At 60.6% G+C, this 21,887-nt stretch carries 24 protein-coding genes and 1 riboswitch; of the genes, 17 read left to right on the top strand and 7 right to left on the bottom strand.

The annotated features are described in order from the left end of the window. Positions 1–50: 50 nt before the first annotated feature. On the bottom strand, positions 51–833 hold the full coding sequence (modE, locus tag OJ965_RS15455; RefSeq protein ID WP_154927956.1) for a molybdenum-dependent transcriptional regulator: 783 nt from the start codon (positions 831–833) through the stop codon (positions 51–53). 140 nt (positions 834–973) lie between these two features. Here modE and OJ965_RS15450 point away from each other — a divergent pair, with 140 nt between their 5' ends. From OJ965_RS15450 to modC, 4 genes are all read left to right on the top strand, one after another. Beyond that, positions 974–1,129, top strand: a complete 156-nt coding sequence (locus OJ965_RS15450) for an AcrZ family multidrug efflux pump-associated protein (protein WP_009091356.1) — start codon at positions 974–976, stop codon at positions 1,127–1,129. Between the two features lie 146 nt (positions 1,130–1,275). Further along, positions 1,276–2,049, top strand: coding sequence for a molybdate ABC transporter substrate-binding protein (gene modA / locus OJ965_RS15445; protein ID WP_154927955.1), 774 nt, complete (start codon positions 1,276–1,278; stop codon positions 2,047–2,049). Then, the gene (modB, locus tag OJ965_RS15440) at positions 2,046–2,735 is read left to right on the top strand and encodes a molybdate ABC transporter permease subunit (protein WP_265136840.1); all 690 of its coding nucleotides are present in this window, start codon (positions 2,046–2,048) and stop codon (positions 2,733–2,735) included. Before modA ends, modB begins: the two co-directional genes overlap by 4 nt. Continuing rightward, entirely contained in the window at positions 2,735–3,793 is a 1,059-nt protein-coding gene (modC, locus tag OJ965_RS15435) for a molybdenum ABC transporter ATP-binding protein ModC (RefSeq protein WP_009091349.1), read from the top strand. The genes modB and modC overlap by 1 nt, the downstream gene beginning before the upstream one ends. Here the strand turns inward: modC and OJ965_RS15430 are convergent, their stop codons facing one another. Next, positions 3,794–4,612, bottom strand: coding sequence for a pyridoxal phosphatase (locus OJ965_RS15430; protein ID WP_154927953.1), 819 nt, complete (start codon positions 4,610–4,612; stop codon positions 3,794–3,796). A gap of 155 nt (positions 4,613–4,767) precedes the next feature. Here OJ965_RS15430 and pgl point away from each other — a divergent pair, with 155 nt between their 5' ends. Further along, entirely contained in the window at positions 4,768–5,769 is a 1,002-nt protein-coding gene (gene pgl / locus OJ965_RS15425; protein WP_167428479.1) for a 6-phosphogluconolactonase, read from the top strand. 133 nt (positions 5,770–5,902) lie between these two features. On the opposite strand, the gene OJ965_RS15420 is transcribed toward pgl, so the two are convergent. Beyond that, entirely contained in the window at positions 5,903–6,379 is a 477-nt protein-coding gene (locus tag OJ965_RS15420) for a kinase inhibitor (protein WP_009091345.1), read from the bottom strand. A gap of 74 nt (positions 6,380–6,453) precedes the next feature. Then, positions 6,454–7,758, bottom strand: a complete 1,305-nt coding sequence (bioA, locus tag OJ965_RS15415) for an adenosylmethionine--8-amino-7-oxononanoate transaminase (protein ID WP_265136833.1) — start codon at positions 7,756–7,758, stop codon at positions 6,454–6,456. 85 nt (positions 7,759–7,843) lie between these two features. Between bioA and bioB the strand changes: the two genes are divergently transcribed. The 4 genes from bioB to bioD are packed head-to-tail and all read left to right on the top strand — an operon-like array spanning position 7,844 to position 11,433. Further along, positions 7,844–8,875, top strand: coding sequence for a biotin synthase BioB (gene bioB / locus OJ965_RS15410; protein WP_009091343.1), 1,032 nt, complete (start codon positions 7,844–7,846; stop codon positions 8,873–8,875). After that, positions 8,875–10,026 carry an 8-amino-7-oxononanoate synthase gene (bioF, locus tag OJ965_RS15405; protein ID WP_154927950.1) on the top strand — a complete coding sequence of 384 codons (1,152 nt, stop codon included), beginning with the start codon at positions 8,875–8,877 and terminating at the stop codon, positions 10,024–10,026. The genes bioB and bioF overlap by 1 nt, the downstream gene beginning before the upstream one ends. After that, positions 10,010–10,765: a malonyl-ACP O-methyltransferase BioC gene (gene bioC, locus OJ965_RS15400; RefSeq protein WP_009091341.1), complete on the top strand. Its 756-nt coding sequence runs from the start codon at positions 10,010–10,012 to the stop codon at positions 10,763–10,765. The genes bioF and bioC overlap by 17 nt, the downstream gene beginning before the upstream one ends. Beyond that, positions 10,762–11,433, top strand: coding sequence for a dethiobiotin synthase (gene bioD / locus OJ965_RS15395; RefSeq protein WP_046101450.1), 672 nt, complete (start codon positions 10,762–10,764; stop codon positions 11,431–11,433). Before bioC ends, bioD begins: the two co-directional genes overlap by 4 nt. A gap of 63 nt (positions 11,434–11,496) precedes the next feature. Here bioD and OJ965_RS15390 read toward each other — a convergent pair whose 3' ends face one another. Beyond that, a complete protein-coding gene (locus OJ965_RS15390; protein ID WP_009091339.1) occupies positions 11,497–12,219 on the bottom strand; it encodes an ABC transporter ATP-binding protein in 723 nt (240 codons plus the stop codon). Positions 12,220–13,112: 893 nt separating this feature from the next. On the opposite strand from OJ965_RS15390, the gene uvrB reads away from it, so the two are divergent. Beyond that, entirely contained in the window at positions 13,113–15,134 is a 2,022-nt protein-coding gene (uvrB, locus tag OJ965_RS15385; RefSeq protein WP_009091335.1) for an excinuclease ABC subunit UvrB, read from the top strand. On the opposite strand, the gene OJ965_RS15380 is transcribed toward uvrB, so the two are convergent. After that, positions 15,118–16,041: a gluconeogenesis factor YvcK family protein gene (locus OJ965_RS15380; RefSeq protein WP_009091333.1), complete on the bottom strand. Its 924-nt coding sequence runs from the start codon at positions 16,039–16,041 to the stop codon at positions 15,118–15,120. The genes uvrB and OJ965_RS15380 overlap by 17 nt on opposite strands. A gap of 203 nt (positions 16,042–16,244) precedes the next feature. Further along, positions 16,245–16,378: riboswitch (molybdenum cofactor riboswitch) on the top strand. On the opposite strand from OJ965_RS15380, the gene moaA reads away from it, so the two are divergent. From moaA to moaE, 5 genes are all read left to right on the top strand, one after another. Next, positions 16,368–17,354: a GTP 3',8-cyclase MoaA gene (gene moaA, locus OJ965_RS15375; RefSeq protein WP_154927948.1), complete on the top strand. Its 987-nt coding sequence runs from the start codon at positions 16,368–16,370 to the stop codon at positions 17,352–17,354. (Overlaps the previous riboswitch by 11 nt.) Positions 17,355–17,368: 14 nt before the next feature. Beyond that, on the top strand, positions 17,369–17,884 hold the full coding sequence (moaB, locus tag OJ965_RS15370) for a molybdenum cofactor biosynthesis protein B (RefSeq protein WP_009091329.1): 516 nt from the start codon (positions 17,369–17,371) through the stop codon (positions 17,882–17,884). A gap of 2 nt (positions 17,885–17,886) precedes the next feature. Then, positions 17,887–18,372 (top strand): cyclic pyranopterin monophosphate synthase MoaC, encoded by a 486-nt coding sequence (moaC, locus tag OJ965_RS15365; RefSeq protein WP_111207711.1) that lies wholly within the window; start codon positions 17,887–17,889, stop codon positions 18,370–18,372. Further along, on the top strand, positions 18,365–18,610 hold the full coding sequence (gene moaD, locus OJ965_RS15360) for a molybdopterin synthase sulfur carrier subunit (RefSeq protein WP_009091327.1): 246 nt from the start codon (positions 18,365–18,367) through the stop codon (positions 18,608–18,610). The genes moaC and moaD overlap by 8 nt, the downstream gene beginning before the upstream one ends. Position 18,611: 1 nt before the next feature. Further along, the gene (gene moaE, locus OJ965_RS15355; protein WP_265136822.1) at positions 18,612–19,064 is read left to right on the top strand and encodes a molybdopterin synthase catalytic subunit MoaE; all 453 of its coding nucleotides are present in this window, start codon (positions 18,612–18,614) and stop codon (positions 19,062–19,064) included. A gap of 7 nt (positions 19,065–19,071) precedes the next feature. Here moaE and OJ965_RS15350 read toward each other — a convergent pair whose 3' ends face one another. Beyond that, complete coding sequence (locus OJ965_RS15350) at positions 19,072–19,857, bottom strand: OBAP family protein (RefSeq protein WP_058958323.1); 786 nt, start codon at positions 19,855–19,857, stop codon at positions 19,072–19,074. A gap of 106 nt (positions 19,858–19,963) precedes the next feature. Here OJ965_RS15350 and OJ965_RS15345 point away from each other — a divergent pair, with 106 nt between their 5' ends. Further along, positions 19,964–21,058, top strand: coding sequence for a DUF1615 domain-containing protein (locus OJ965_RS15345; protein ID WP_058958322.1), 1,095 nt, complete (start codon positions 19,964–19,966; stop codon positions 21,056–21,058). Between the two features lie 103 nt (positions 21,059–21,161). Continuing rightward, on the top strand, positions 21,162–21,869 hold the full coding sequence (locus tag OJ965_RS15340) for a Bax inhibitor-1/YccA family protein (RefSeq protein ID WP_046101458.1): 708 nt from the start codon (positions 21,162–21,164) through the stop codon (positions 21,867–21,869). The last annotated feature ends 18 nt before the right edge of the window (positions 21,870–21,887 follow it).

Genomic DNA, 21,887 nt, shown 5'->3' with positions numbered 1-21,887 from the left:
ATCATGTTACTGCGTTGTAACCTCTGCCGGTAGTGATGTCAAATTCCCCGCTAGAGCAGGGTGGCGACGATGGCGTTCTCCGCATTAAAGCTGGCGGTCACTGCGTCGCCCGGCTGCAGCTTCAGCTGCTGCAGCCGCTCGCGGGTCAGGGTGGCGCACAGGGTTTCGCCGCTGGCGATCTGCAGCAGGACTTCACTTTTGCCGTCGCCCGGCTCAATGGCGCTGACGGTGGCCGCCAGCTGGTTGTCATCCCCGGTGGTATCCCGGCTGATATGAATCCAGGGGGCTTTGATCAGCACCAGCACCTCTTTACCCGCCGCCAGCTGAAGACGATCGGCGCTGCGCTGCGTCAGCGCCACGTTGAGCTGCGTGACCCCATCGGCCAGCTGAATCAGCAGATGCTGCACCACCTGCTGCGCGTCATTGCTCATCACGGTGCCAAACAGCTGGTTTCGGGCGCTGGTCTGCAGGGAGAAGCGGGCGATCGCCGCCAGCATGCTGTCGAGCGGCAGGGCATCCTGCTGCAGGGCATCAAAGGCCTTCTGCTGGATCTGCTCCATCAGCTGAAACAGCTGGATCAGGCGTTCACCGTAGCGGGTCAGCGTCGCGCCGCCGCCACCTTTGCCGCCGGTGGCCCGCGCCACCAGCGTCTCATCCGCTAGCTGATTCATCTCGTTAATCGCATCCCAGGCGCTTTTATAACTGATGCCCGCCAGCTTTGCTCCCTGACTGATTGAGCCGGTTTCCCGGACCCGTTTCAGCAGCTCGATACGACGGGGATCGGCAAACAGTTTCTGTTGTAAACGGATGTGAAGGGACAGTTCGGCTTCCATGACAGCTCCGGCAAAGGGTTAACGCGTGTGGAGGCCGATGATAGCGGCGTTTCGTGACCAAAGTAAAAGCACGAAAAGGGCTGCGCAAAATTTTCCTGACCCGTTACAATCACTTTTTTATTCTCAGAGTGAGACTCCCGATGCTGGAATTACTGAAAAGCCTCGCCGTAGCCGTCCTGATGGTGCCTGTGGTGATGGCGCTGATGCTGGGTATCATTTATGGCCTGGGTGAAGTGTTTAACGTCATCTCAAAATTTGGTCATCGCGAAAAATCCTCCGCCCGTTCGCACAACTGATTTCTGCCCCGCCCGCCTCTCTGCGCGGGCGCGGTCATTTTTATCCCGCCCCCCTTCATCCTTCTCTCTCTGCTGCCGATAATTTATCGGGATGCCGTGATAATGCGTTATATTATCCGCTACACAACGAATAGCCGGAGAAGATCATGTCACACCATTACACTCGCTGGGGCGTCGCGGCGCTGGTCACTTTTTCACTGGCCGGTCAGGCGGTTGCCGCCGATAATATTACCGTGTTTGCGGCGGCCTCACTGACCAATGCCCTGCAGGATATTGCCAGCCGTTATCAGCAGGAGAAGGGCGTGAACGTCGTCGCTTCGTTTGCCTCCTCTTCCACGCTGGCGCGCCAGATTGAACAGGGGGCCCCTGCCGATCTCTTTATCTCAGCCGATCAGCAGTGGATGGACGATGCGGTCGCTAAAAACAGCATGATGAAGAGCAGCCGTTATACGCTGCTGGGCAACGATCTGGTGTTAATCGCCCCGCGCAGCGCCGCGGCAAAAGCGGTTACGCTGGACAAGCAGACGGACTGGAAAAGCCTGCTGCACGGTGAACGTCTGGCGGTCGGCGACCCGGATCACGTGCCGGCGGGACTCTACGCCAAAGAGGCGCTGCAGCACCTGGGGGCCTGGCCGCAGGTCGCGCCGGTATTAGCCCCGGCTAACAACGTGCGGGCGGCGCTGGCGCTGGTCGAGCGCAACGAAACGCCGTATGGCATAGTGTATGGCTCCGACGCCGTGGCCAGCGGAAAAGTGCAGGTCGTGGGGCATTTCCCGGCCAGCAGCCACAAACCGGTGGAATATCCTATGGCGATCGTTAACGAACACAACCGCGCCGCCGTTAAGGCGTTTTATGACTACCTGAAAGGGCCGGAAGCGGCGGCTATCTTCAGACACTACGGATTCACACCGACGAAATGATACTCAGCGATCCCGAATGGCAGGCGGTACTGCTCAGCCTCAAAGTCTCTGGCATTGCCGTGCTCGGCAGCCTGCCGTTTGGCATCCTGATGGCCTGGATTCTGGTGCGCTGCCGTTTTCCCGGCAAAGCGCTGCTCGACAGCCTGATCCATCTGCCGCTGGTGCTGCCGCCGGTGGTGGTGGGCTATCTGCTGCTGATAAGCCTGGGCCGGCGCGGCATCATCGGTGAAAAGCTCTATGACTGGTTCGGTTTCAGCTTCGCCTTCAGCTGGCGGGGGGCCGCACTGGCCTCCGCGGTGATCGCTTTTCCACTGATGGTGCGCGCCATCCGGCTGGCGCTGGAGGCGGTCGACAGCCGGCTGGAGCAGGCGGCGCGCACGCTGGGGGCCGGACGCTGGCGGGTGTTCTTCACCATTACGCTGCCGCTGACCCTGCCAGGCGTGATCGTCGGGACGGTGCTCGCCTTTGCCCGCTCGCTGGGTGAGTTTGGCGCGACCATCACCTTTGTCTCCAATATACCGGGCGAGACCCGCACCCTGCCGCTGGCGATGTTTACCCTGATCGATACGCCGGGTGCAGAAGGGGCGGCGGCGCGCCTCTGCGTGATCGCCATTGTACTGGCGCTGGCGTCGCTGCTGGCGTCGGAATGGCTGGCCCGTGCCGGTCGTAAGCGGATGGGAAGCTGATGCTGTCACTCAATTTTATGCAGCAGCAGGGCGATCATCACTTAGAGGTCGACCTGCAGATCCCGGCCAGCGGGATCACGGCCATCTTCGGCGTCTCCGGGGCCGGTAAAACCTCGCTGATCAACGCGATCAGCGGCCTGACTCAGCCCCAGCGAGGACGGATAGCGCTGAATGACCGGCTGCTGTTCGATGCGGATCAGGGGATATCGCTGCCGCCGGAAAAGCGGCGTATCGGCTATGTCTTTCAGGATGCCCGGCTCTTTCCCCACTACCGGGTGCGCGGCAACCTGCAATATGGCATGGCGCCCGCGATGAAAGCGCAGTTCGACACCCTGGTGTCACTGCTGGGGCTGGAGGCGCTGCTGCCACGCTTTCCGCTGTCGCTGTCGGGCGGCGAGAAGCAGCGGGTCGCCATTGGCCGTGCGCTGCTGACCGCACCGGATATGCTGCTGCTGGATGAGCCGCTGGCGTCACTGGATCTGCCGCGCAAACGCGAACTGATGCCTTATCTGCAAAAGCTGGCGAAGCAGGTCGATATTCCGATGCTCTACGTTTCGCACAGCCTGGAGGAGATCCTGCAGCTGGCCGATAACGTGCTGGTGCTGGATGCAGGGCGGGTTAAAGCCTTTGGACCGCTGGAGCGGGTCTGGAGCAGCAGCGCGATGCGTCCCTGGCTGCCGATGAGTGAACTGACCAGCGTGCTGCGAGTGCAGGTGCTGGAGCAGCATCCCGACTACCCGATGACCGCGCTGTCGCTGGGCGATCAGCATATCTGGGTCAGCCGGGTGAATCAGCCGGTGAAGACCCCGCTGCGCATTCGCATCGCCTCGGCCGACGTTTCGCTGGCGCTGCAGCCACCCCAGCACAGCTCCATCCGCAACATTCTGCCCGCGCAGGTGGTGGAGCTGGTGGAGGTCGGCGATCAGGTTGAGGTGAAGCTGCGCATCGGCATCAGCGAACTCTGGGCACGCATCACGCCGTGGGCGCGGGATGAGCTGGGCATCCGGCCCGATCAGTGGCTCTATGCCCAGATTAAAAGCGTCTCGGTGACGCCCTGATTACAACACGTACTGATGGAGGGTATCGGCAATGGCGGTTTCAAGGTTCGTGCCGATCACCTTCTTCGCCCGCGCTTTAATCGCCTCGTCGGCGTTGCCCATCGCCACCCCCAGTCCGGCCGTTTCCAGCATGCTGAGATCGTTGTAGTTGTCACCGAAGGCGATCACATCCGACATGCTCAGGCCCTGTGATTCAACCCACTGCGCCAGTCGTTTGCCTTTGCTGTTGCCGCCGCGGGCGATATCCACCTGATCGTGCCACGACCATTCGCAGGCCAGCCCCAGCTCCGTTTCCACCTGGCTGGCGAACTGCTGCAGTTCCGGAATGTTGGTATGCGACAGCGCAAACTTCCAGATCGAACCGGCATCGCGCGCCGCCTGAGCGAGGTCAGGCACCTGACGAAACAGCGGGCGCTGGTGGGCAGGGAGGGATTCGGCCCACTTCAGGGTGCGCGTCACGTGTCCGGTTGCGGTCTGATAGAGCATCGCATCATCCACATAGAGCAGGCCGTGAATCCGCTGCGCGTTCAGCCTGTCGATCACCTCAAGGGCGAGTTGCGGATCGAGCGGGTCGGACGCCAGCACCTTTTTCGCCTGATAATCGTACAGATAGGTGCCATTGCAGCAGATCGCAGGTGTCTCCAGCTGTAACGCCTGATAAAAAGGATGGATGGCGCAGTGATGGCGTCCGGTCACGATAACGACGTGAATACCCGCCTGGCGTGCCTGGTTCAGCGCCTCGATGGACTGCGGCAGAATCGTTTTGGCGGGGGTCAGCAGTGTGCCGTCGAGGTCGAGGGCAATTACACGGTAGCTCATTAATCCTTCCATTCATCCGGGTTTGCGAGGGCTAAAGTCTACACCTGACCGCGGCCCGGAGACAAAAAACAGGGCACAAATGATTCCAGCGTCCGGCAATAAAACGCGCTACAGTGATTGACAGTTCATGATCAGGCAGCAAAAAAGGAGAATGCATGAAACAAGTTGTCTACACCGCCAGTCCCGAGAGCCAGCAGATCCACGTCTGGCAGATGAATGATGAGGGTGGGCTGACGTTGCTTCAGGTGACCGATGTCGCCGGCCAGGTTCAGCCGATGGTGGTGAGTCCGAAGCGCGATTTTCTCTATGTCGGTGTTCGTCCCAATTTTCGCGTGCTGGCATTTCGTATTGCCGCAGACGGCACGCTGACGGAAGCGGGCCAGGCGCCGCTGCCCGGCAGTCCGACCCACATCTCCACCGATCATCAGGGGAAATTCCTCTTCTGTGGCTCCTACAACGATGCCTGCGTCAGCGTCAGCCCGATTGGTGAGGATGGGATTCCGCAGGCGCCGCTGCAGGTGATTAACGGACTGGAGGGCTGTCACTCCGCCAACATCGACAATGACAATAAGACGCTCTACGTGCCGGCCCTGAAGCAGGATCGCATCTGTCTGTTTGCGCTGGGCGCAGACGGTCAGCTGACGCCGCGTGAGCAGGCGCAGGTGACGACGGTCGAGGGTGCCGGTCCGCGTCACATGCAGTTCCATCCGGGCGGGCAGTACGCCTACTGCGTGAACGAACTCGACAGCACGGTTGAGGTCTGGGCGTTAAATCAGGGCGGGGGAGAAGCCGAGAGCGTCCAGACGCTGGACATGATGCCGCCGGACTTCAGCGGCACGCGCTGGGCAGCCGATATTCACCTGACGCCGGATGGCCGTTTCCTCTATGCCTGCGATCGCACCAGCAGCACGCTGGCGATCTTCAGCGTCAGCGAACTGGGTGATGAGCTGACGCTGGAAGGGTTCCAGCCGACCGAAACGCAGCCGCGCGGCTTCAATATCGACCACAGCGGACGCTATCTGGTGGCGGCGGGGCAGAAGTCGCATCACATTGAAGTCTATGCCATTAATGAACCGAAAGGGCTGTTAGAGCCGCTGGGGCGTTATGCCGTGGGCCAGGGTCCGATGTGGGTCGTGATCCACTCGCTGCAGGCGTAACCTATCCTGAAAACGCCTCTCCTGAGCAGGAGAGGCATTCAGAGGGCGCAAAAACGCAAATCCGGCTGCCTCTGACCGCGATGAATCCGCTCAGCATGCAGGGGACACGGTCAGAAGAGGAAAGCGTCCCCTGTTACTGATAGTTCGCGGTCAGCGAGGCGCTCGCCAGAGCGTGGAAATGCACATTAAAGCCGACCATCGCGCCACTGGCGCCTTCATCCACTTCAATCGTCTCCACATCCAGCGCATGCACGGTGAAAATGTAGCGATGGGTTTCGCCCTGCGGCGGTGCTGCGCCACCGTAACCCGCCTGACCGAAATCAGTTCGGGTCTGCACGGCGCCTGCAGGCAGCTCCGCTTTACCGGAACCGGCACCCTGTGGCAGAGAGGTGGTGCTGGCCGGGATGTTCGCCACGACCCAGTGCCACCAGCCGGACCCGGTCGGGGCATCCGGATCGTAGCAGGTCACAACAAAACTTTTCGTGCCCGCCGGTGCCGCTTCCCAGGCCAGATGCGGAGAGATATTCTCGCCGTGATAACCCATGCCGTTGAAAACATGCTTCTCAGGCATCTTCTCGCCGTCATTAAAATCCTGACTAAAAACGCGCATCACATCTCCTTAACTGTCGATGAATAGCCTTTCATCATAACCAAAAGCGCAGCCAGTGCCAGCGGTCAGCCTGCTCAGGAGACAAAATGGTGCAGATGATCCAGCGCGCCGGCAATCGCAGCGGTCAGCCGGCTTAACGCCGGTGGCGTGATGATGTAGGGCGGCATCAGGTAGATTAAGCGGCCAAACGGGCGGATCCAGACCCCCTGTTCCACAAAGAACTGCTGCAGCGCCGCCATGTTGACCGCCTGATGCGTTTCCACCACGCCAATCGCGCCCAGCACGCGCACGTCGGCCACCTGCGGCGAGTGGCGCAGCGGCAGCAGTTCAGCCCGCAGCTGCCGTTCGATGTTTGCCACCTGGCATTGCCACTCTCCTTCCGCCAGCATCTTCAGGCTCTCCGACGCGACCGCGCAGGCCAGCGGATTGCCCATGAAGGTCGGGCCATGCATGAAACAGCCTGCCGCACTGCGGCTGATGGTGTCCGCCACTTCGCGGGTGGTCAGGGTGGCCGCCAGGGTCATCATGCCGCCGGTGAGCGCCTTGCCGACGCAGAGAATATCCGGGGTGATGCCCGCGTGCTCGCAGGCAAAGAGCTTGCCGGTGCGGCCGAATCCGGTGGCGATCTCATCGGCAATCAGCAGCACGCCGTAGTGGTCGCACGCCTCCCGCACCTGCTGCAGGTAGCGCGGATGATAAAAACGCATGCCGCCAGCGCCCTGCACAATCGGCTCCAGAATCACCGCCGCCAGCTGCTGATGGTGTGTCTCAATCAGCCGGGCAAAATCCTCAAAGTCCTGGCTCTGCCACGCATCGTCAAAGCCGCAGGCCGGTGCCGCTGCAAAGCGATGTTCCGGCAGATAGCCGCGCCACAGGCTGTGCATGGAGTTCTCAGGATCGCACACCGACATCGCCGCAAAGGTATCGCCGTGATAGCCGCGCTTCAGCGTCAGAAAGGTCTGGCGCGTTTCACCGCGGCCCAGCCAGTATTGCAGCGCCATCTTCATCGACACTTCCACCGCCACCGAACCGGAGTCCGCCAGGAAGACGCACTCCAGCGCCTCAGGCGTCATCGCCACCAGCTGGCGGCAGAGCGCCACCGCTGCCGGGTGGGTGATGCCACCAAACATGACGTGGGACATCTGTGCAACCTGCGCGGTCAGCGCCTGGTTCAGGCGCGGATGGTTGTAGCCATGGATCGCGGCCCACCAGGAGGACATGCCATCCACCAGCTCACGGCCATCGGCGAGTTGCAGCGTAACCCCGCGGGCGGCCACCACGGGGTAGCAGGGCAGGGGATCCTGCATGGAGGTGTAGGGGTGCCAGATATGCTGGCGGTCAAAACGGGCATCTTCAGAGGTGAACGCGGTGAGGGTCATCGGAGTTGTAAACCAAAATAAAAAAATATAGTTTACAAGTATACCCCTGCTTTCTGTCGGGATGACACCCTTTTTGGAGTAAGTAATGGCTCAACGCTGGACAATTGCACAGGCGCAAGCGCTGTTTGATGAACCCTTTCTTGAACTGATGTTTAAAGCGCAGCAGGTGCATCGTCAGCACTTCGACCCGCGTCAGGTGCAGGTCAGTACCCTGCTGTCGATCAAAACCGGTGCCTGCCCGGAGGATTGCAAATATTGCCCGCAGAGTGCGCGCTACAAGACCGGCCTGGAGTCGGAACGCCTGATGGAAGTGGAAGAGGTGCTGACCTCCGCCCGTCAGGCCAAAGCCGCGGGTTCGACCCGCTTCTGCATGGGGGCCGCGTGGAAAAATCCGCACGAGCGCGATATGCCCTATCTGGAAAAGATGGTTGAAGGCGTCAAGGCGATGGGAATGGAAACCTGCATGACGCTGGGCACCCTCAGCGAGCAGCAGGCGCAGCGACTGGCGGGCGCGGGGCTCGATTTCTACAACCACAATCTCGACACCTCGCCGGAGTTTTACGGCTCCATCATCACCACCCGCAGTTATCAGGAGCGCCTGGATACGCTGGGCAAAGTGCGCGACGCCGGGATCAAAGTCTGTTCAGGCGGGATCGTCGGCCTCGGGGAAACCGTGAACGATCGCGCCGGTCTGCTGGTGCAGTTAGCCAATCTGCCGACGCCACCCGAGAGCGTGCCGATCAACATGCTGGTGAAGGTGAAAGGCACACCGCTGGCGGATAACGACGATGTGGAACCGTTCGATTTTATCCGCACCATCGCGGTGGCGCGCATCATGATGCCGACCTCCCATGTGCGTCTCTCAGCAGGCCGGGAGCAGATGAACGAACAGACCCAGGCGATGTGCTTTATGGCCGGGGCGAACTCCATTTTCTACGGCTGCAAGCTGCTGACCACGCCAAACCCGGAAGAGGATACCGATCGGGTGCTGTTCCGCAAACTGGGGCTGAACCCGGAGCATACGCACACGCAGCACGGCGATCAGCAGCAGGAAGAGCATCTCAGCGAGCAGCTGTTCCATGCGGACACGGAACAGTTCTACAACGCGGCGCTGTAATGAGCTGGCAGCAACGATTCCGGCAGGCGCTGGATCAGCGTCGTGCGGCCGATGGCTGGCGGCAGCGACGGATTATTGACGAACAGACGACCCGCACGCTGCACAGCGGCGGTCGCTGCTATCACCACTTCTCCAGCAATGATTATCTCGGCCTGACCCGCCATCCGGCGGTAATCGCGGCATGGCAGCAGGGTGCGGCGCTGACCGGCGCGGGCGCGGGGGCTTCAGGGCACGTAACCGGCTATCACCGGCAGCATGCCGATCTGGAGGCGCAGCTGGCCGACTGGCTCGGCTATGAGCGTGCGCTGCTCTTTATCTCCGGTTTCGCAGCCAACCAGGCGGTGATCCATCTGCTGGGAGAGAAAAACGATCGCATCCTGGCTGATAAGCTCAGCCACGCCTCACTGCTCGACGCGGCCAGCCACAGCCCGGCGCAGCTGCGCCGGTTCAGTCACAACGCGCCGGAGAGTCTGGCGGCGCGGCTCGCCTCACCCTGTGAGGGGGAGACGCTGGTGGTGACTGAGGGGATTTTCAGCATGGATGGCGACAGCGCGCCGCTGGCCGCACTGGCGCAGCAGACGCGTCAGGCCGGAGGCTGGCTGCTGGTGGATGATGCGCACGGTATTGGCGTGGTGGGTGAGCAGGGACGCGGCAGCTGCTGGCAGCAGGGCGTCCGGCCGGAACTGCAGGTGATCACCTTCGGCAAAGCCTTTGGTGTCAGCGGCGCGGCCCTGCTGTGCGATGCCGACACCGCCGACTACTTTCTGCAGTTCAGCCGTCATCTGATCTACTCCACCGCCATGCCCGCGGCCCAGGCTTTTGCGCTGCAGGCGGCGCTGCATGAAGTTCAGCAGGGCGAGGCGCTGCGCCAGCGCCTGCAGCAGAATATCCGCCATTTCCGGCGCGGCGCGGCGTCGCTGCCGTGGCAGCTGATGGATTCAGAGAGTGCGATTCAGCCCCTGCTGGTGGGTGAAAACAGCGAGGCAGTGGCGCTCTCTGCGCGGCTGGCTGAGGCGGGCTGCTGGGTGAGCGCTATCCGGCCGCCTACCGTGCCACCGGGTACCGCCCGGCTGCGCATCACCCTGACGGCGGCACATCGCCCTGAGGATATCGATCGGCTACTGGAGGCACTGCATGACGCTGCAGGTTGACAAACAGGCGGTCGCACGCGCTTTTGGCCGGGCGGCGAGCCACTACGATGCGCATGCCGCCCTGCAGCGTCTGAGCGGCGATGCCCTGCTGGCACACGCCCCGGTCGACAGTGGTCTGCACCTGCTGGATGCCGGTTGTGGCACCGGCTGGTACAGCCGGCTCTGGCGCGCGCGCGGCAAACAGGTTACGGCGCTGGATCTCTCCCCGCAGATGCTGCAACAGGCACGCCGCAACGACGCGGCGCAGCACTATCTGGCGGGGGACATTGATGCGCTGCCGCTGGCGGACAACAGCTTTGACCTGGTCTGGAGCAACCTGGCGGTGCAGTGGAGTGACGATCTGCCGCAGGCGCTGGCCCAGTTCCGGCGGGTGCTGCGTCCCGGCGGCACGCTGCTCTTTTCCACCCTGGGGGACGATTCGCTGCAGGAGGTGCATGAAGCCTGGTCACATCTGGACGCACTGCCGCATGCCAATCGCTTTCTCAGCGAGGCGCAGATTGCCGCCGCCTGCCATGCCTGGCCGCTGCGCTGCACCTCGGAGCGGGTGACGATCCATTTTCCCGATGCGCTCAGCGCCATGCGCTCATTGAAGGGCATTGGCGCGACCCATCTGCATCAGGGGCGTGACGGCCAGGTGTTAACCCGGCAACGCCTCAGCCGGTTAGAGGCGCACTGGCCGCGCGACCGGCACGGCTACCGCCTGAGTTATCATTTAATTTATGGAGTAAGTGCATCATGAAACGCCTGTTTATCACCGGCACCGACACCGAAGTCGGCAAAACGGTCGCCAGCGGCGCGCTGTTGCAGGCTGCCGCCGCCGCAGGCTTCCGCTGTGCGGGCTATAAGCCGGTGGCGTCGGGCTGTGAAATGACGCCGGAGGGCATCCGCAACAGCGATGCGCTGGCCCTGCAGCGTTACAGCAGCGTCGCGTTAACGTACCAGCAGGTCAATCCGCTGGCCTTTATGGAACCGACATCGCCGCACATCGTCAGCGCGGAAGAGGGCAGGCCGATTACCCATCTGGCGCTGTCGGCCGGTCTGGCGGCACTGGAGCCGCTGGCGGACTGGATTCTGGTCGAGGGGGCCGGGGGCTGGTACACCCCGCTGTCGGAGACGCACACCTATGCGGACTGGGTGGTCAGCGAACAGCTGCCGGTGATTCTGGTGGTGGGGATTAAGCTGGGCTGCATCAACCATGCGCTGCTCACCGCAGAGGCGGTACGGGCGCGCGGGCTGCCCCTGGCAGGCTGGATCGCGAATACCATCGAGCCACCGGGCAAACGCTATCAGCACTATCTCGCCAGCCTGAAACAGCGCCTGCCTGCCCCCTGTCTGGGCACGATCCCCTATCTCACGGATGAGGCGCAGCAGGCTGCCTGTGGACACTACCTGACGCTGCCTGAATAAGCGGACCCGGCCCGGCAGTCACTGCGGCCAGCGGCGGCTCTGCCCGCCGCAACCGGTTTTGCCTCAGGCCACCGTCAGCCATTTATCGACGGTGTAGTCGTCAAGCTGCGCCATGCTGCCGTGCGCCACATTGCGACCGCGGTGCAGCAGCAGAAAGTAGTCTGCCACGCGGCGGATTAGCGACAGGCGCTGCTCCAGCAGGAGAATGGTCAGCCCGTAGTCGAGGTTAAGCCGCCGGATCAGATTGCCCATCTCCTCCTCCAGCCACGGCGACATGCCATCGGTGGGTTCATCGAGAATCAGCAGTTTAGGTTGCAGCACCAGCGCACGCGCCAGGGCCAGCTGTTGCTGCTGATCGACAGGCAGATCGCCGCTGCGCTGCTGGCGCAGCGAATAGAGTGCCGGAAAGAGATCGAACACCATTTCAGGAATGGCGCGATGGCGATCGTGCTGACTGGCACCCGCCAGCAGGGCGATCAGCAGGTTATCTTCCACGCTCATCTGGGTAAAAATATGGCGGCCCTGCGGCACGTAGCCGATCCCCATCTGTGCCCGCTGTTCAGCCGGTTGCAGCAGCAGATCTTCCGGCGGGGAGCCATCTTCCTTCCAGGAGATAGAGCCGCTGTTGATAGGCAGTCTGCCCATGATGCAGTTCACCAGCGTCGTTTTGCCCATGCCAGGCCGGCCCAGAACGCCGGTGCAGGTGCCAGGCGCCAGATCGAGGTCCACATCCCAGAGAATGTGGTTCTGACCGTAAAATTGATTCACCGAACGTAAACTCAGCATCTGACACTCTCCTTCCCGATCATTAGCCTGAATGCTTCCGCTCTCTGTCGTCTGGCAAACAAGTCATCAGCAGCGGCCCTGTCGCCGTTGCAGCTCAGTGCGCCTGATGCGCGTTGGTGCCAGAGAGTCCTGCAATTCCCAGGCCAGATCTTAAAACGGCCCTGTTTTCTGCTGCTGTGCCTGCTTTCGGGGAAGGAAAGGTGAGAAAAACTTATCAATTCCCCACGGTCATTACGCACCTGCACTTTTGCAGTGCCTGGCGGCGCTGTTCCTGGTGCAGGCGTGCTCTGAGAAGGCAACGAATCTGATTAAGAATTCTAGTCGGCGCCCGGAAATTTGCCTGGCCAGCGGGGGGAAGGATTAAAAATGCAGACTATTCCGCCAGCCGCGGGCGCGAAATTTAACGGAAAAAAAATTATTTTCGCGGTGTCAGAAGGGCAGGGAAAAACTATACACAGCTGATGGCGGCGGGGCTGCCATCACTTATCCACTATTCCTGTGGATAACCTTGTGCATTAGGTAATGAAAACCAGTTGGAAGCGAGGAAATACGGGGCCTGGTAACATAATGACGAGATTCTGGCCTCATAAGCTAAAGCCAGTAAAATCAGTATTTTATTAAAAAACAAGCCTGCGATTTCTCTGTCAGGTAACCAGACTGTAATTTTGTGACGCTCTATTGACAAATGTTAAATCCGATCTCTGCCTGGGGATAACCTTGCGCAACACGCTTCGCCTGGATTTTCATCGCGCGCCAGAGAGGGGAGCGGAACCGCAACGGGGTTAACATTGCACCATTACTGTTTTTATATCCAGTATTATTTTCTGGCAAAATCACCATAGCCGAGTAAAATAAGTGCCTGCCCGCCGACTTCTCCAGCAGGAAATGCATTCATGAGCAAAGCCTTTAAATTAAACTCTGCCTTTAAACCTTCAGGCGATCAGCCTGAGGCGATCCGTCGCCTGGAAGAGGGACTGGAGGATGGACTGGCCCATCAGACCTTATTAGGGGTAACCGGCTCCGGTAAAACCTTTACCGTCGCCAACGTGATTGCCGACCTCAACCGTCCGACCATGGTGCTGGCGCCCAATAAGACGCTGGCCGCCCAGCTTTATGGCGAAATGAAAGAGTTTTTCCCGGATAACGCCGTGGAGTTCTTCGTCTCTTACTACGACTACTATCAGCCTGAAGCCTATGTGCCCAGCTCCGACACCTTTATCGAAAAAGATGCCTCGGTGAATGAGCACATCGAACAAATGCGTCTGTCGGCCACCAAGGCGCTGCTGGAGCGGCGGGATGTGATCGTGGTGGCGTCCGTCTCCGCGATCTACGGTCTGGGCGACCCCGATCTCTATCTGAAAATGATGCTGCACCTGACCCGCGGCATGATCATCGATCAGCGCAGTATTCTGCGTCGTCTCTCAGAATTGCAATACACCCGAAACGACCAGGCGTTCCAGCGCGGGACCTTCCGGGTGCGCGGCGAAGTGATCGATATCTTCCCGGCGGAGTCGGATGACATTGCGCTGCGCGTAGAGCTGTTTGACGAAGAGGTTGAGCGGCTGTCGCTGTTCGACCCGCTGACCGGCCAGATCGAGTCGGTGGTGCCGCGCTTCACCATCTACCCTAAAACCCACTACGTCACGCCGCGCGAGCGTATCCTGCAGGCGATGGAAGAGATCAAAGTGGAGCTGGCGGATCGCCGGCGGGTGCTGCTGGAGAACAACAAACTGCTGGAAGAGCAGCGTATCACCCAGCGTACCCAGTTTGATCTGGAGATGATGAGCGAGCTGGGCTACTGCTCCGGCATCGAAAACTATTCACGCTATCTCTCTGCCCGCGGGCCGGGCGAAGCGCCGCCAACGCTGTTTGACTATCTGCCTGCCGATGGCCTGCTGGTGGTGGATGAGTCCCACGTCACCATTCCGCAGATTGGCGGCATGTACAAAGGCGACCGGGCGCGTAAAGAGACGCTGGTGGAGTATGGCTTCCGTCTGCCGTCGGCGCTGGATAACCGTCCGATGAAGTTTGAAGAGTTTGAGGCGCTGGCGCCCCAGACCATCTACGTGTCGGCGACGCCGGGTAAATATGAGCTGGAAAAATCGGGCAATGAAGTGGTCGATCAGGTGGTGCGTCCGACCGGTCTGCTCGATCCGATCATCGAAGTGCGTCCGGTCGGCACCCAGGTTGACGATCTGCTGTCGGAGATCCGTCAGCGCGTGGCGGCCAACGAACGTATCCTGGTGACGGTGCTGACCAAACGCATGGCGGAAGATCTCACCGAATACCTGACAGAGCATGGCGAAAAGGTGCGCTATCTGCACTCCGATATCGATACGGTGGAACGTATGGAGATCATCCGCGACCTGCGTCTGGGTGAGTTTGATGTGCTGGTGGGCATCAACTTACTGCGTGAGGGGCTGGATATGCCGGAAGTGTCACTGGTCGCGATCCTGGATGCGGATAAAGAGGGCTTCCTGCGTTCAGAACGTTCCCTGATCCAGACCATCGGTCGTGCGGCACGAAACGTCAACGGTAAGGCGATTCTCTACGGCGATAAAATCACGCCGTCGATGGCGCGCGCCATTGAAGAGACCGAACGCCGCCGTGAGAAACAGCAGCTGCACAATGAAAAGAATGGCATCGTGCCGCAGGGCCTCAACAAGAAGATCACCGATATTCTGGAACTCGGCAACAACGTGGTGAAAACCCGTGGCAAAGCCAGACCGGCCCGCCCGGGCGAAGCGCAGGCTCAGGCCGATTTGCTGACCTTAACGCCTCAGGCGCTGCAGAAGAAAATCCACGAGCTGGAGGGACAGATGCAGCAGCATGCGCAGAACCTGGAGTTCGAGCAGGCGGCGAACGTGCGCGATCAGCTGCATGAGCTGCGTACGCTGTTTATTGCGGCCTCATAGCGCCGTTAAAACCCTGAATGGCGTGTTCCAGCGCCACCCTGAGCAGCTGGCGGTCGTGACGATATTTAATGTCGGCGGCCTCCAGCGGTTCACGGACGATCAGCCGATCGTCAATCCCCCGGGTATCGACCGCCGGGCTGACCACCACCGCATCAATCACCCGCTTGCCGATGTAACGCTCCATCATTGCCAGTTTGTCAGCCACCGACAGGCTGGCGGCGGCGGGGCTGAGCTCGCGGCCCAGATTGCCGATAAAGACCATGGTGGCGGGCGTGCGCCGCAGCGCCTGCGCCATCTCATCCATCAGCAGGATCGGCATCAGGCTGGTGTAGAAGCTGCCCGGCCCGATCAGGATCAGATCCGCCTCACCAATCGCCTGCAGCGCTTCCCGCGTAGGCTGGACATTAGGATGCAGCATCAGCTCCTGCGGCGGCTGCTTCATCTCGTCAATCGCCGTTTCGCCGTAAACCATGTTGCCTTCCGCATCCATCGCCACCAGATCCACCGGCTGCTCCGACATCGGGATTAAAAAGGCATCCACCTTCAGCAGGTTGCGGATGATGTTGATCGCCTCCAGCGGGCGCACGCTGAGATGATCCAGCGCGCGCAGCATCAGGTTACCCAGGTTGTGCCCGGCCAGTTCGCCATTACCGGCGAAACGATACTCAAACATCGCAGAGGCGACGCTGGGTTCGGTAATCAGCTGGTTCAGGCAGTTGCGCATATCCCCCCAGGCGATCCCGCCTTCGGAACGGCGGATACGGCCGGTTGAACCGCCGTTGTCGGTGGTGGTGACAATGCCGGTGAGACGCGAGCCCAGCGGGGAAAGGGCAGACATCACGCGGCCCAGACCGTGTCCGCCGCCCAGTGCCACAACGCGATCAAGATCGGCCAGTGTGCGATTCATACTTCTCCTTACTTCCTTTCGCGTGGCGAGGCTCTAAACGCTAAGCCCGCGCGGATGACTTACGTCAAAATCAGGCGGGCATTTTAACGTATCCTGTCGCGAAAATGCGGTGAAAATTCGATATGTATAAGAATATATAGCGAAAACAGCGAATGGAAGAGTGGCGTGAATCACGCTACCATCATGTTTACCGCGCTGATCAACGGGTCAGCGTACACTCAAGCCTGAATGCCTAAGTCTGCGGATAGGGGGTTCAGGCCGTAGCCATCGAGCTGCCAGGGTGCAGGAAGAAATGACTGCATCTCCCAATCTGGAAAGGTGTTCTGGTGTCACAATTTACTGATGCATACGCGCGTAAGTTCTATTACCTGCGCCTGTCGGTCACGGATGTCTGTAATTTCCGCTGTACCTACTGTCTCCCGGACGGCTACAAGCCGCAGGGAATTCGTAACAAAAGCTTTCTCTCTCTGGATGAAATCCGCCGTGTCACGCGGGCCTTTGCGGCAGCCGGCACGGAAAAAGTGCGGCTGACCGGGGGTGAGCCGTCGCTGCGCCGTGATTTCACCGACATCATCGCCACGGTGCGTGAAAACGCCGCCATTCGTCAGATCGCGGTGACCACTAACGGCTACCGGCTGGCGCGTGACGTGAAGCAGTGGCGCGAGGCAGGCTTAACCGCGCTGAACGTCAGCGTGGACAGTCTGGATGCCCGCCAGTTTCACGCCATTACCGGTCAGGATAAATTTCATCAGGTGATGAGCGGCATCGATGCCGCCTTTGACGCCGGTTTTCGCCAGGTGAAAGTCAACAGCGTGCTGATGCGCGATCTTAACAGCCGCAATCTCGCCACCTTCCTGGACTGGATCCGCACCCGTCCGATTCAGCTGCGCTTTATCGAACTGATGGAAACCGGTGACGGCGGTTCGCTGTTCCGCGATCAGCACGTTTCCGGTGCGGTGATCCGCGACCAGCTGATCGCTCAGGGCTGGCAGCGTCGCGAAAGCGAACGCAGTGACGGCCCGGCGCAGGTTTTTTACCATCCCGATTATGTCGGCGAGATCGGCCTGATTATGCCCTACGCCAAAGATTTCTGTGCCAGCTGCAACCGTCTGCGCGTCTCCGCACAGGGCAATTTGCACCTCTGTCTGTTTGGCGACGGCGGCATTCCGCTGCGCGATCTGCTGGCGTCGGACGACCAGCAGGCTGAACTGCAGGCGCGCATTGCCAGCAGCCTGGGGCAGAAGAAGCAGACCCATTTTCTCCATCAGGGCAACACCGGCATCACACAGAATCTCTCTTACATTGGCGGCTAATTTCAGGAGGCAGTATGGGTAAACCAGCCAGCGAATTTCAGGCGGTGCAGATTGCGGTGATGACGGTCTCCGATCGTCGCGATGCCAGCAACGACACCTCCGGTGACTACCTGCGCAGCGCGGCGGCGGAAGCGGGCCACAGCGTGGTCGATCACGCTATCGTGCCGGAGAATCTCTATCGCATTCGTGCCACCGTGTCGCGCTGGATCGCCAGTGACGATGTGCAGGTGGTGATCGTGAACGGCGGCACCGGGTTTAACCTGAAGAACAGCACGCCGGAAGCGCTGCTGCCGCTGTTTGACCGCGAGATTGAGGGATTTGGCGAACTGTTCCGGATGATCTCCTATGAGGAGATTGGCGGTTCGACCCTGCAGTCACGCGCCATTGCCGGTCTGGCGAATCAGACGCTGATTCTGGCCGTGCCGGGTTCGACCAGCGCCTGCCGTACCGCCTGGGAGCGCATCATTGCCGATCAGATCGATGCGCGCACCGCGCCCTGTAATTTTGTCTCACATCTGAAGAAACAATAAGCATGTCTCAACTTACACACATTAACGCCGCGGGCGAAGCGCACATGGTGGATGTCTCCGCCAAGGCTGAAACCGTGCGCGAAGCGCGGGCAGAAGTGCTGGTGCTGATGCAGCCGGAAACGCTGCAGATGATTATCGAGGGCAGCCACCATAAAGGGGATGTCTTTGCCACCGCCCGCATCGCCGGTATCCAGGCGGCGAAACGCACCTGGGAGCTGATTCCGCTCTGCCATCCACTGATGCTGAGCAAAGTGGAAGTGAACCTCGAAGCAGAACCGGCACACAGCCGGGTCCGCATCACCTCGCTCTGCCGCCTGAGTGGCAAAACCGGCGTGGAGATGGAGGCGCTGACCGCGGCTTCGGTGGCCGCGCTGACTATCTACGACATGTGCAAAGCGGTGCAGAAAGATATCGTCATCGATCAGCTGCGTTTAATCAGCAAGAGCGGTGGCAAAAGCGGCGATTTTCAGGCGGTGGCCCATGATTAAGGTGCTGTTTTTTGCCCAGGTGCGCGAGCTGACCGGCACGGCCGCACTGGAGGTCAGCGCGGACTATCCGGACGTGGCGGCACTGCGCGCATCCCTCGCTGCAAGGGACGACCGCTGGGCGCTGGCGCTGGCGTCGGGTAAGCTGCTGGCGGCGGTCAATCAGACGCTGGTGCCGATGACGCATCCCCTGCACGCCGGGGATGAAGTGGCCTTTTTCCCGCCCGTAACCGGAGGCTGAGATGGATACGCAGATTCGCGTCGGCCCCGCGCCGTTTGACATGGCGGAAGCGTATCGCTGGCTGGCCGCCTGTGATGAAGATGGCGCGGTCGTGACCTTTACCGGTAAAGTCCGCAACCACAATCTGGGGAGTGATGTGGCGGCGCTGACGCTGGAGCACTATCCCGGTATGACCGAGAAAGCGCTGCAGGAGATCGTGGCGGCGGCGCGTGAACGCTGGCCGCTGCAGCGCGTCACGGTGATCCATCGCGTCGGCGAGCTGTTTCCCGGCGATGAAATCGTGCTGGTCGGCGTGACCAGCGCCCATCGCGGCAGCGCCTTTTCCGCCGCCGAATTCATCATGGATTACCTGAAAACGCGCGCGCCCTTCTGGAAACGCGAAGCGACAGAGCAGGGTCACCGCTGGGTGGATGCCCGCGACAGCGATCACCAGGCCGCTCAGCGCTGGGAGTAGCGCGGAACTACGGCTGCTTCAGCTGCTCCGCCGGGCCAAAGCGGGTCTGGCCGTGACTGTGCTCACCGCCGCCCGTCGTCCGCTTCAGCTGGATCACCTGGCCCTGCTGCCACGCGTTCGCACCCGCTGCTGCCGGGTGCGCCACGATATCGGCGCGCCGGGCGCGAATCGCTTTGCTGTCGACGTCGAAGCGGCGATCGCGGTCGGCCAGCAGCCGGGAATCCATCTGACCATCCGCCGTAAAGCCCATCATCAGTGCCGGAATGCCGAGCGGCAGCGTTTTATCGCGATCGGTATGCCAGGTGTGCCAGGTTTTCCCGTAGGTATTCACGATGCGTTTCATCAGGGCGTGGTCGGCGCTGGCGGGTAAGCCCGGCGCAATCAGCGTGCCCGACTTCACCTCATACTGGTGGCTGTGCCACAGCTTCTTCTCCTCCGGGGGCAGGGTGTTGAACAGCCGTTCGCTGATGATGTACTCCACCCCCATCAGCCGCGCGTCGCGGGTGTTGCCGTCATAGATCACCGCCTGCATCACATCCTCGTTCAGCACGGTGACGTAGTGGTGTGCCTCCATCTGACCGTTCTGGTCACCATTGTAAAAATGGAAGCCATCCAGATAGGTGTTGATTGCCTCAATCGGCGGTCGTGACTGCATCACGCTGGCGCCGGTCTCCAGCAGCTTCAGCGAGGAGGAGGTGGGCGCGCCCGGTGACTGCACCTGAGCAGGCGTATTATTGGCGCCGCAGCCGGTTAATAACAGGCTGAACGCCGCAACAGGCCAGAGTTTAAACATCGTAAGTTCCTTTAACGTTAAAAAAGGTAACCTTAGTTCAGTTCCCGCCTGCCTGTGAAACGCTGGCGATGATAGAGTAGGGTTTTGGTTCATTCTGAGGACAGGCATGTCATCCACCCCGATTCTGCAACGTCTGACACTGGTCGCCGCGCTGGTGCTGGCGGGCTGTAGCAGCAAGAAAACCCCCGAGGCGCCGGTCCGGCAGCCTGAGGATGTGAAAGCACAAATTCAGCGGCTGCTGCCGTCGCATGTCAGCAACAAAGCGGCATGGAGCGACGATATCTACACCTCTTTCCGCACCCAGCAGATCGATCCCAGCGCCAGCAACCTCTGCGCGGTGATCGCCGTGGCGGATCAGGAGAGTAACTTCAGCGCCGAAGCGGCCGTGCCCGGCCTGCCTAAAATCGCCTGGGGTGAGATCAATCGCCGGGCAGCCAAAGTCCACGTGCCAGCTTTTCTGGTGCGCACGGCGCTGCTGATTAAATCCCCGACCGGCGAAAGTTACGCGGCGCGGCTTGACAAAGTGCGCAGTGAAAAAGAGCTGAGCGCCATCTTTGATGACCTGATCGACATGGTGCCGATGGGCCAGACGCTGTTTGGCAATCTCAATCCGATCCACACGGGCGGGCCGATGCAGGTCAGCATTGCCTTTGCCGAGGCGCATGCCAAAGGCTACCCGTGGCCGGTTGATGGCACGATCCGGCGTGAAGTCTTTACCCGTCACGGCGGGATCTACTTCGGCACCATGCACCTGCTCGGCTACCCGGCTGACTACAGCCAGCCGCTCTACCGCTTCGCGGACTTCAATGCGGGCTGGTACGCCAGTCGCAACGCGGCGTTCCAGGCGGCGGTGGCGAAGGCGACCGGGATGAAGCTGGCGCTGGATGGCGATCTGATCCTCTATGGCTCAGACGCGGCGGGCGGCACCGAACTGGCGGTGCGCACCCTGTCGAAGCAGATCGACATGAGCAACAGCGCCATCCGGCGCGATCTGGAGAAAGGGGAGAAAGCGTCGTTCAGCGACAGCGAACTCTGGAAGCAGGTCTTTACCCTGGCGGATAAAATGGCGGGCCGTAAGCTGCCGCGTGAAATGCTGCCGGGCATTAAGCTGGAGAGCCCGAAAATTACCCGCAATCTTACGACGGCGTGGTTTGCGCAGCGCGTCGACAGCCGTTATCAGCAGTGCCTGTCGCGGCGTTAAACGGCATGTTGTGGCGCAGTTGAGCTGAGCTGTGCCACACTTAAATCTGACAGGGCTCCCTGTGGAGCGTCTTACTACTCATCCCTTTATCAAGAGGTGCATCATGGATCGATATCCACGACATGATTCTATCGTTCAACCCGCCTCGCGCGGGCTTCAGGCTTACATGGCCCAGGTGTATGGCTGGATGACCTGTGGTCTGCTGCTGACGGCGTTTGTCTCCTGGTTCGCTGCACGTACGCCTGCGGTCATGGAGCTGGTCTTCGCCAACCGGATCACCTTCTTCGGGCTGATTATCGCGCAGCTGGCGCTGGTGTTCTTCCTGTCAGGCATGGTGCATCGCCTGAGCGGGGCGGTGGCGACCGGGCTGTTTATGCTCTATTCGGCGCTGACCGGCGTCACGATGGCCAGCATCTTCCTGGTTTACACCTACTCCTCCATCGCCAGTACCTTCTTTGTCGCCGCCGGGATGTTTGGCGCCATGAGCTTCTACGGCTACACCACCAAACGCGATCTGAGCCGGTTTGGCAGTCTGCTGTTTATGGCGCTGATCGGCATCCTGCTGGCGTCGCTGGTGAACTTCTGGCTGAAGAGCCCGGCGCTGATGTGGGCGATTACCTACATCGGAGTGGTGGTGTTTGTCGGCCTGACCGCCTATGACACCCAGAAGCTGAAAAATATCGGTGAGCAGATTGATGCGCGCGATACGGAAAACCTGCGTCGCTACTCGATCATGGGGGCGTTAACGCTCTATCTGGACTTCATCAACCTCTTCCTGATGCTGCTGCGGATTATGGGCAACCGTCGCTGAGTCAGGCTACCCGTTTCG

It is taken from the genome of Pantoea anthophila (assembly GCF_026104315.1).
Taxonomy (GTDB): Bacteria; Pseudomonadota; Gammaproteobacteria; order Enterobacterales; family Enterobacteriaceae; genus Pantoea; species Pantoea anthophila.
Note: the sequence above shows the minus strand (reverse complement) of the source record. Positions and strands in the feature narration are given on the sequence as shown.

Coding starts and splice junctions, on each gene's coding strand:
- OJ965_RS15350 (WP_058958323.1), bottom strand. CDS start 19,857: ATGTTTAAACTCTGGCCTGTTGCGGCGTTCAGCCTGTTATTAACCGGC.
- modC (WP_009091349.1), top strand. CDS start 2,735: ATGCTGTCACTCAATTTTATGCAGCAGCAGGGCGATCATCACTTAGAG.
- moaD (WP_009091327.1), top strand. CDS start 18,365: ATGATTAAGGTGCTGTTTTTTGCCCAGGTGCGCGAGCTGACCGGCACG.
- bioB (WP_009091343.1), top strand. CDS start 7,844: ATGGCTCAACGCTGGACAATTGCACAGGCGCAAGCGCTGTTTGATGAA.
- uvrB (WP_009091335.1), top strand. CDS start 13,113: ATGAGCAAAGCCTTTAAATTAAACTCTGCCTTTAAACCTTCAGGCGAT.
- bioC (WP_009091341.1), top strand. CDS start 10,010: ATGACGCTGCAGGTTGACAAACAGGCGGTCGCACGCGCTTTTGGCCGG.
- OJ965_RS15340 (WP_046101458.1), top strand. CDS start 21,162: ATGGATCGATATCCACGACATGATTCTATCGTTCAACCCGCCTCGCGC.
- moaC (WP_111207711.1), top strand. CDS start 17,887: ATGTCTCAACTTACACACATTAACGCCGCGGGCGAAGCGCACATGGTG.
- modA (WP_154927955.1), top strand. CDS start 1,276: ATGTCACACCATTACACTCGCTGGGGCGTCGCGGCGCTGGTCACTTTT.
- OJ965_RS15345 (WP_058958322.1), top strand. CDS start 19,964: ATGTCATCCACCCCGATTCTGCAACGTCTGACACTGGTCGCCGCGCTG.
- OJ965_RS15380 (WP_009091333.1), bottom strand. CDS start 16,041: ATGAATCGCACACTGGCCGATCTTGATCGCGTTGTGGCACTGGGCGGC.
- modE (WP_154927956.1), bottom strand. CDS start 833: ATGGAAGCCGAACTGTCCCTTCACATCCGTTTACAACAGAAACTGTTT.
- moaE (WP_265136822.1), top strand. CDS start 18,612: ATGGATACGCAGATTCGCGTCGGCCCCGCGCCGTTTGACATGGCGGAA.
- OJ965_RS15390 (WP_009091339.1), bottom strand. CDS start 12,219: ATGCTGAGTTTACGTTCGGTGAATCAATTTTACGGTCAGAACCACATT.
- moaB (WP_009091329.1), top strand. CDS start 17,369: ATGGGTAAACCAGCCAGCGAATTTCAGGCGGTGCAGATTGCGGTGATG.
- OJ965_RS15420 (WP_009091345.1), bottom strand. CDS start 6,379: ATGCGCGTTTTTAGTCAGGATTTTAATGACGGCGAGAAGATGCCTGAG.
- pgl (WP_167428479.1), top strand. CDS start 4,768: ATGAAACAAGTTGTCTACACCGCCAGTCCCGAGAGCCAGCAGATCCAC.
- bioA (WP_265136833.1), bottom strand. CDS start 7,758: ATGACCCTCACCGCGTTCACCTCTGAAGATGCCCGTTTTGACCGCCAG.
- OJ965_RS15430 (WP_154927953.1), bottom strand. CDS start 4,612: ATGAGCTACCGTGTAATTGCCCTCGACCTCGACGGCACACTGCTGACC.
- OJ965_RS15450 (WP_009091356.1), top strand. CDS start 974: ATGCTGGAATTACTGAAAAGCCTCGCCGTAGCCGTCCTGATGGTGCCT.
- bioD (WP_046101450.1), top strand. CDS start 10,762: ATGAAACGCCTGTTTATCACCGGCACCGACACCGAAGTCGGCAAAACG.
- modB (WP_265136840.1), top strand. CDS start 2,046: ATGATACTCAGCGATCCCGAATGGCAGGCGGTACTGCTCAGCCTCAAA.
- bioF (WP_154927950.1), top strand. CDS start 8,875: ATGAGCTGGCAGCAACGATTCCGGCAGGCGCTGGATCAGCGTCGTGCG.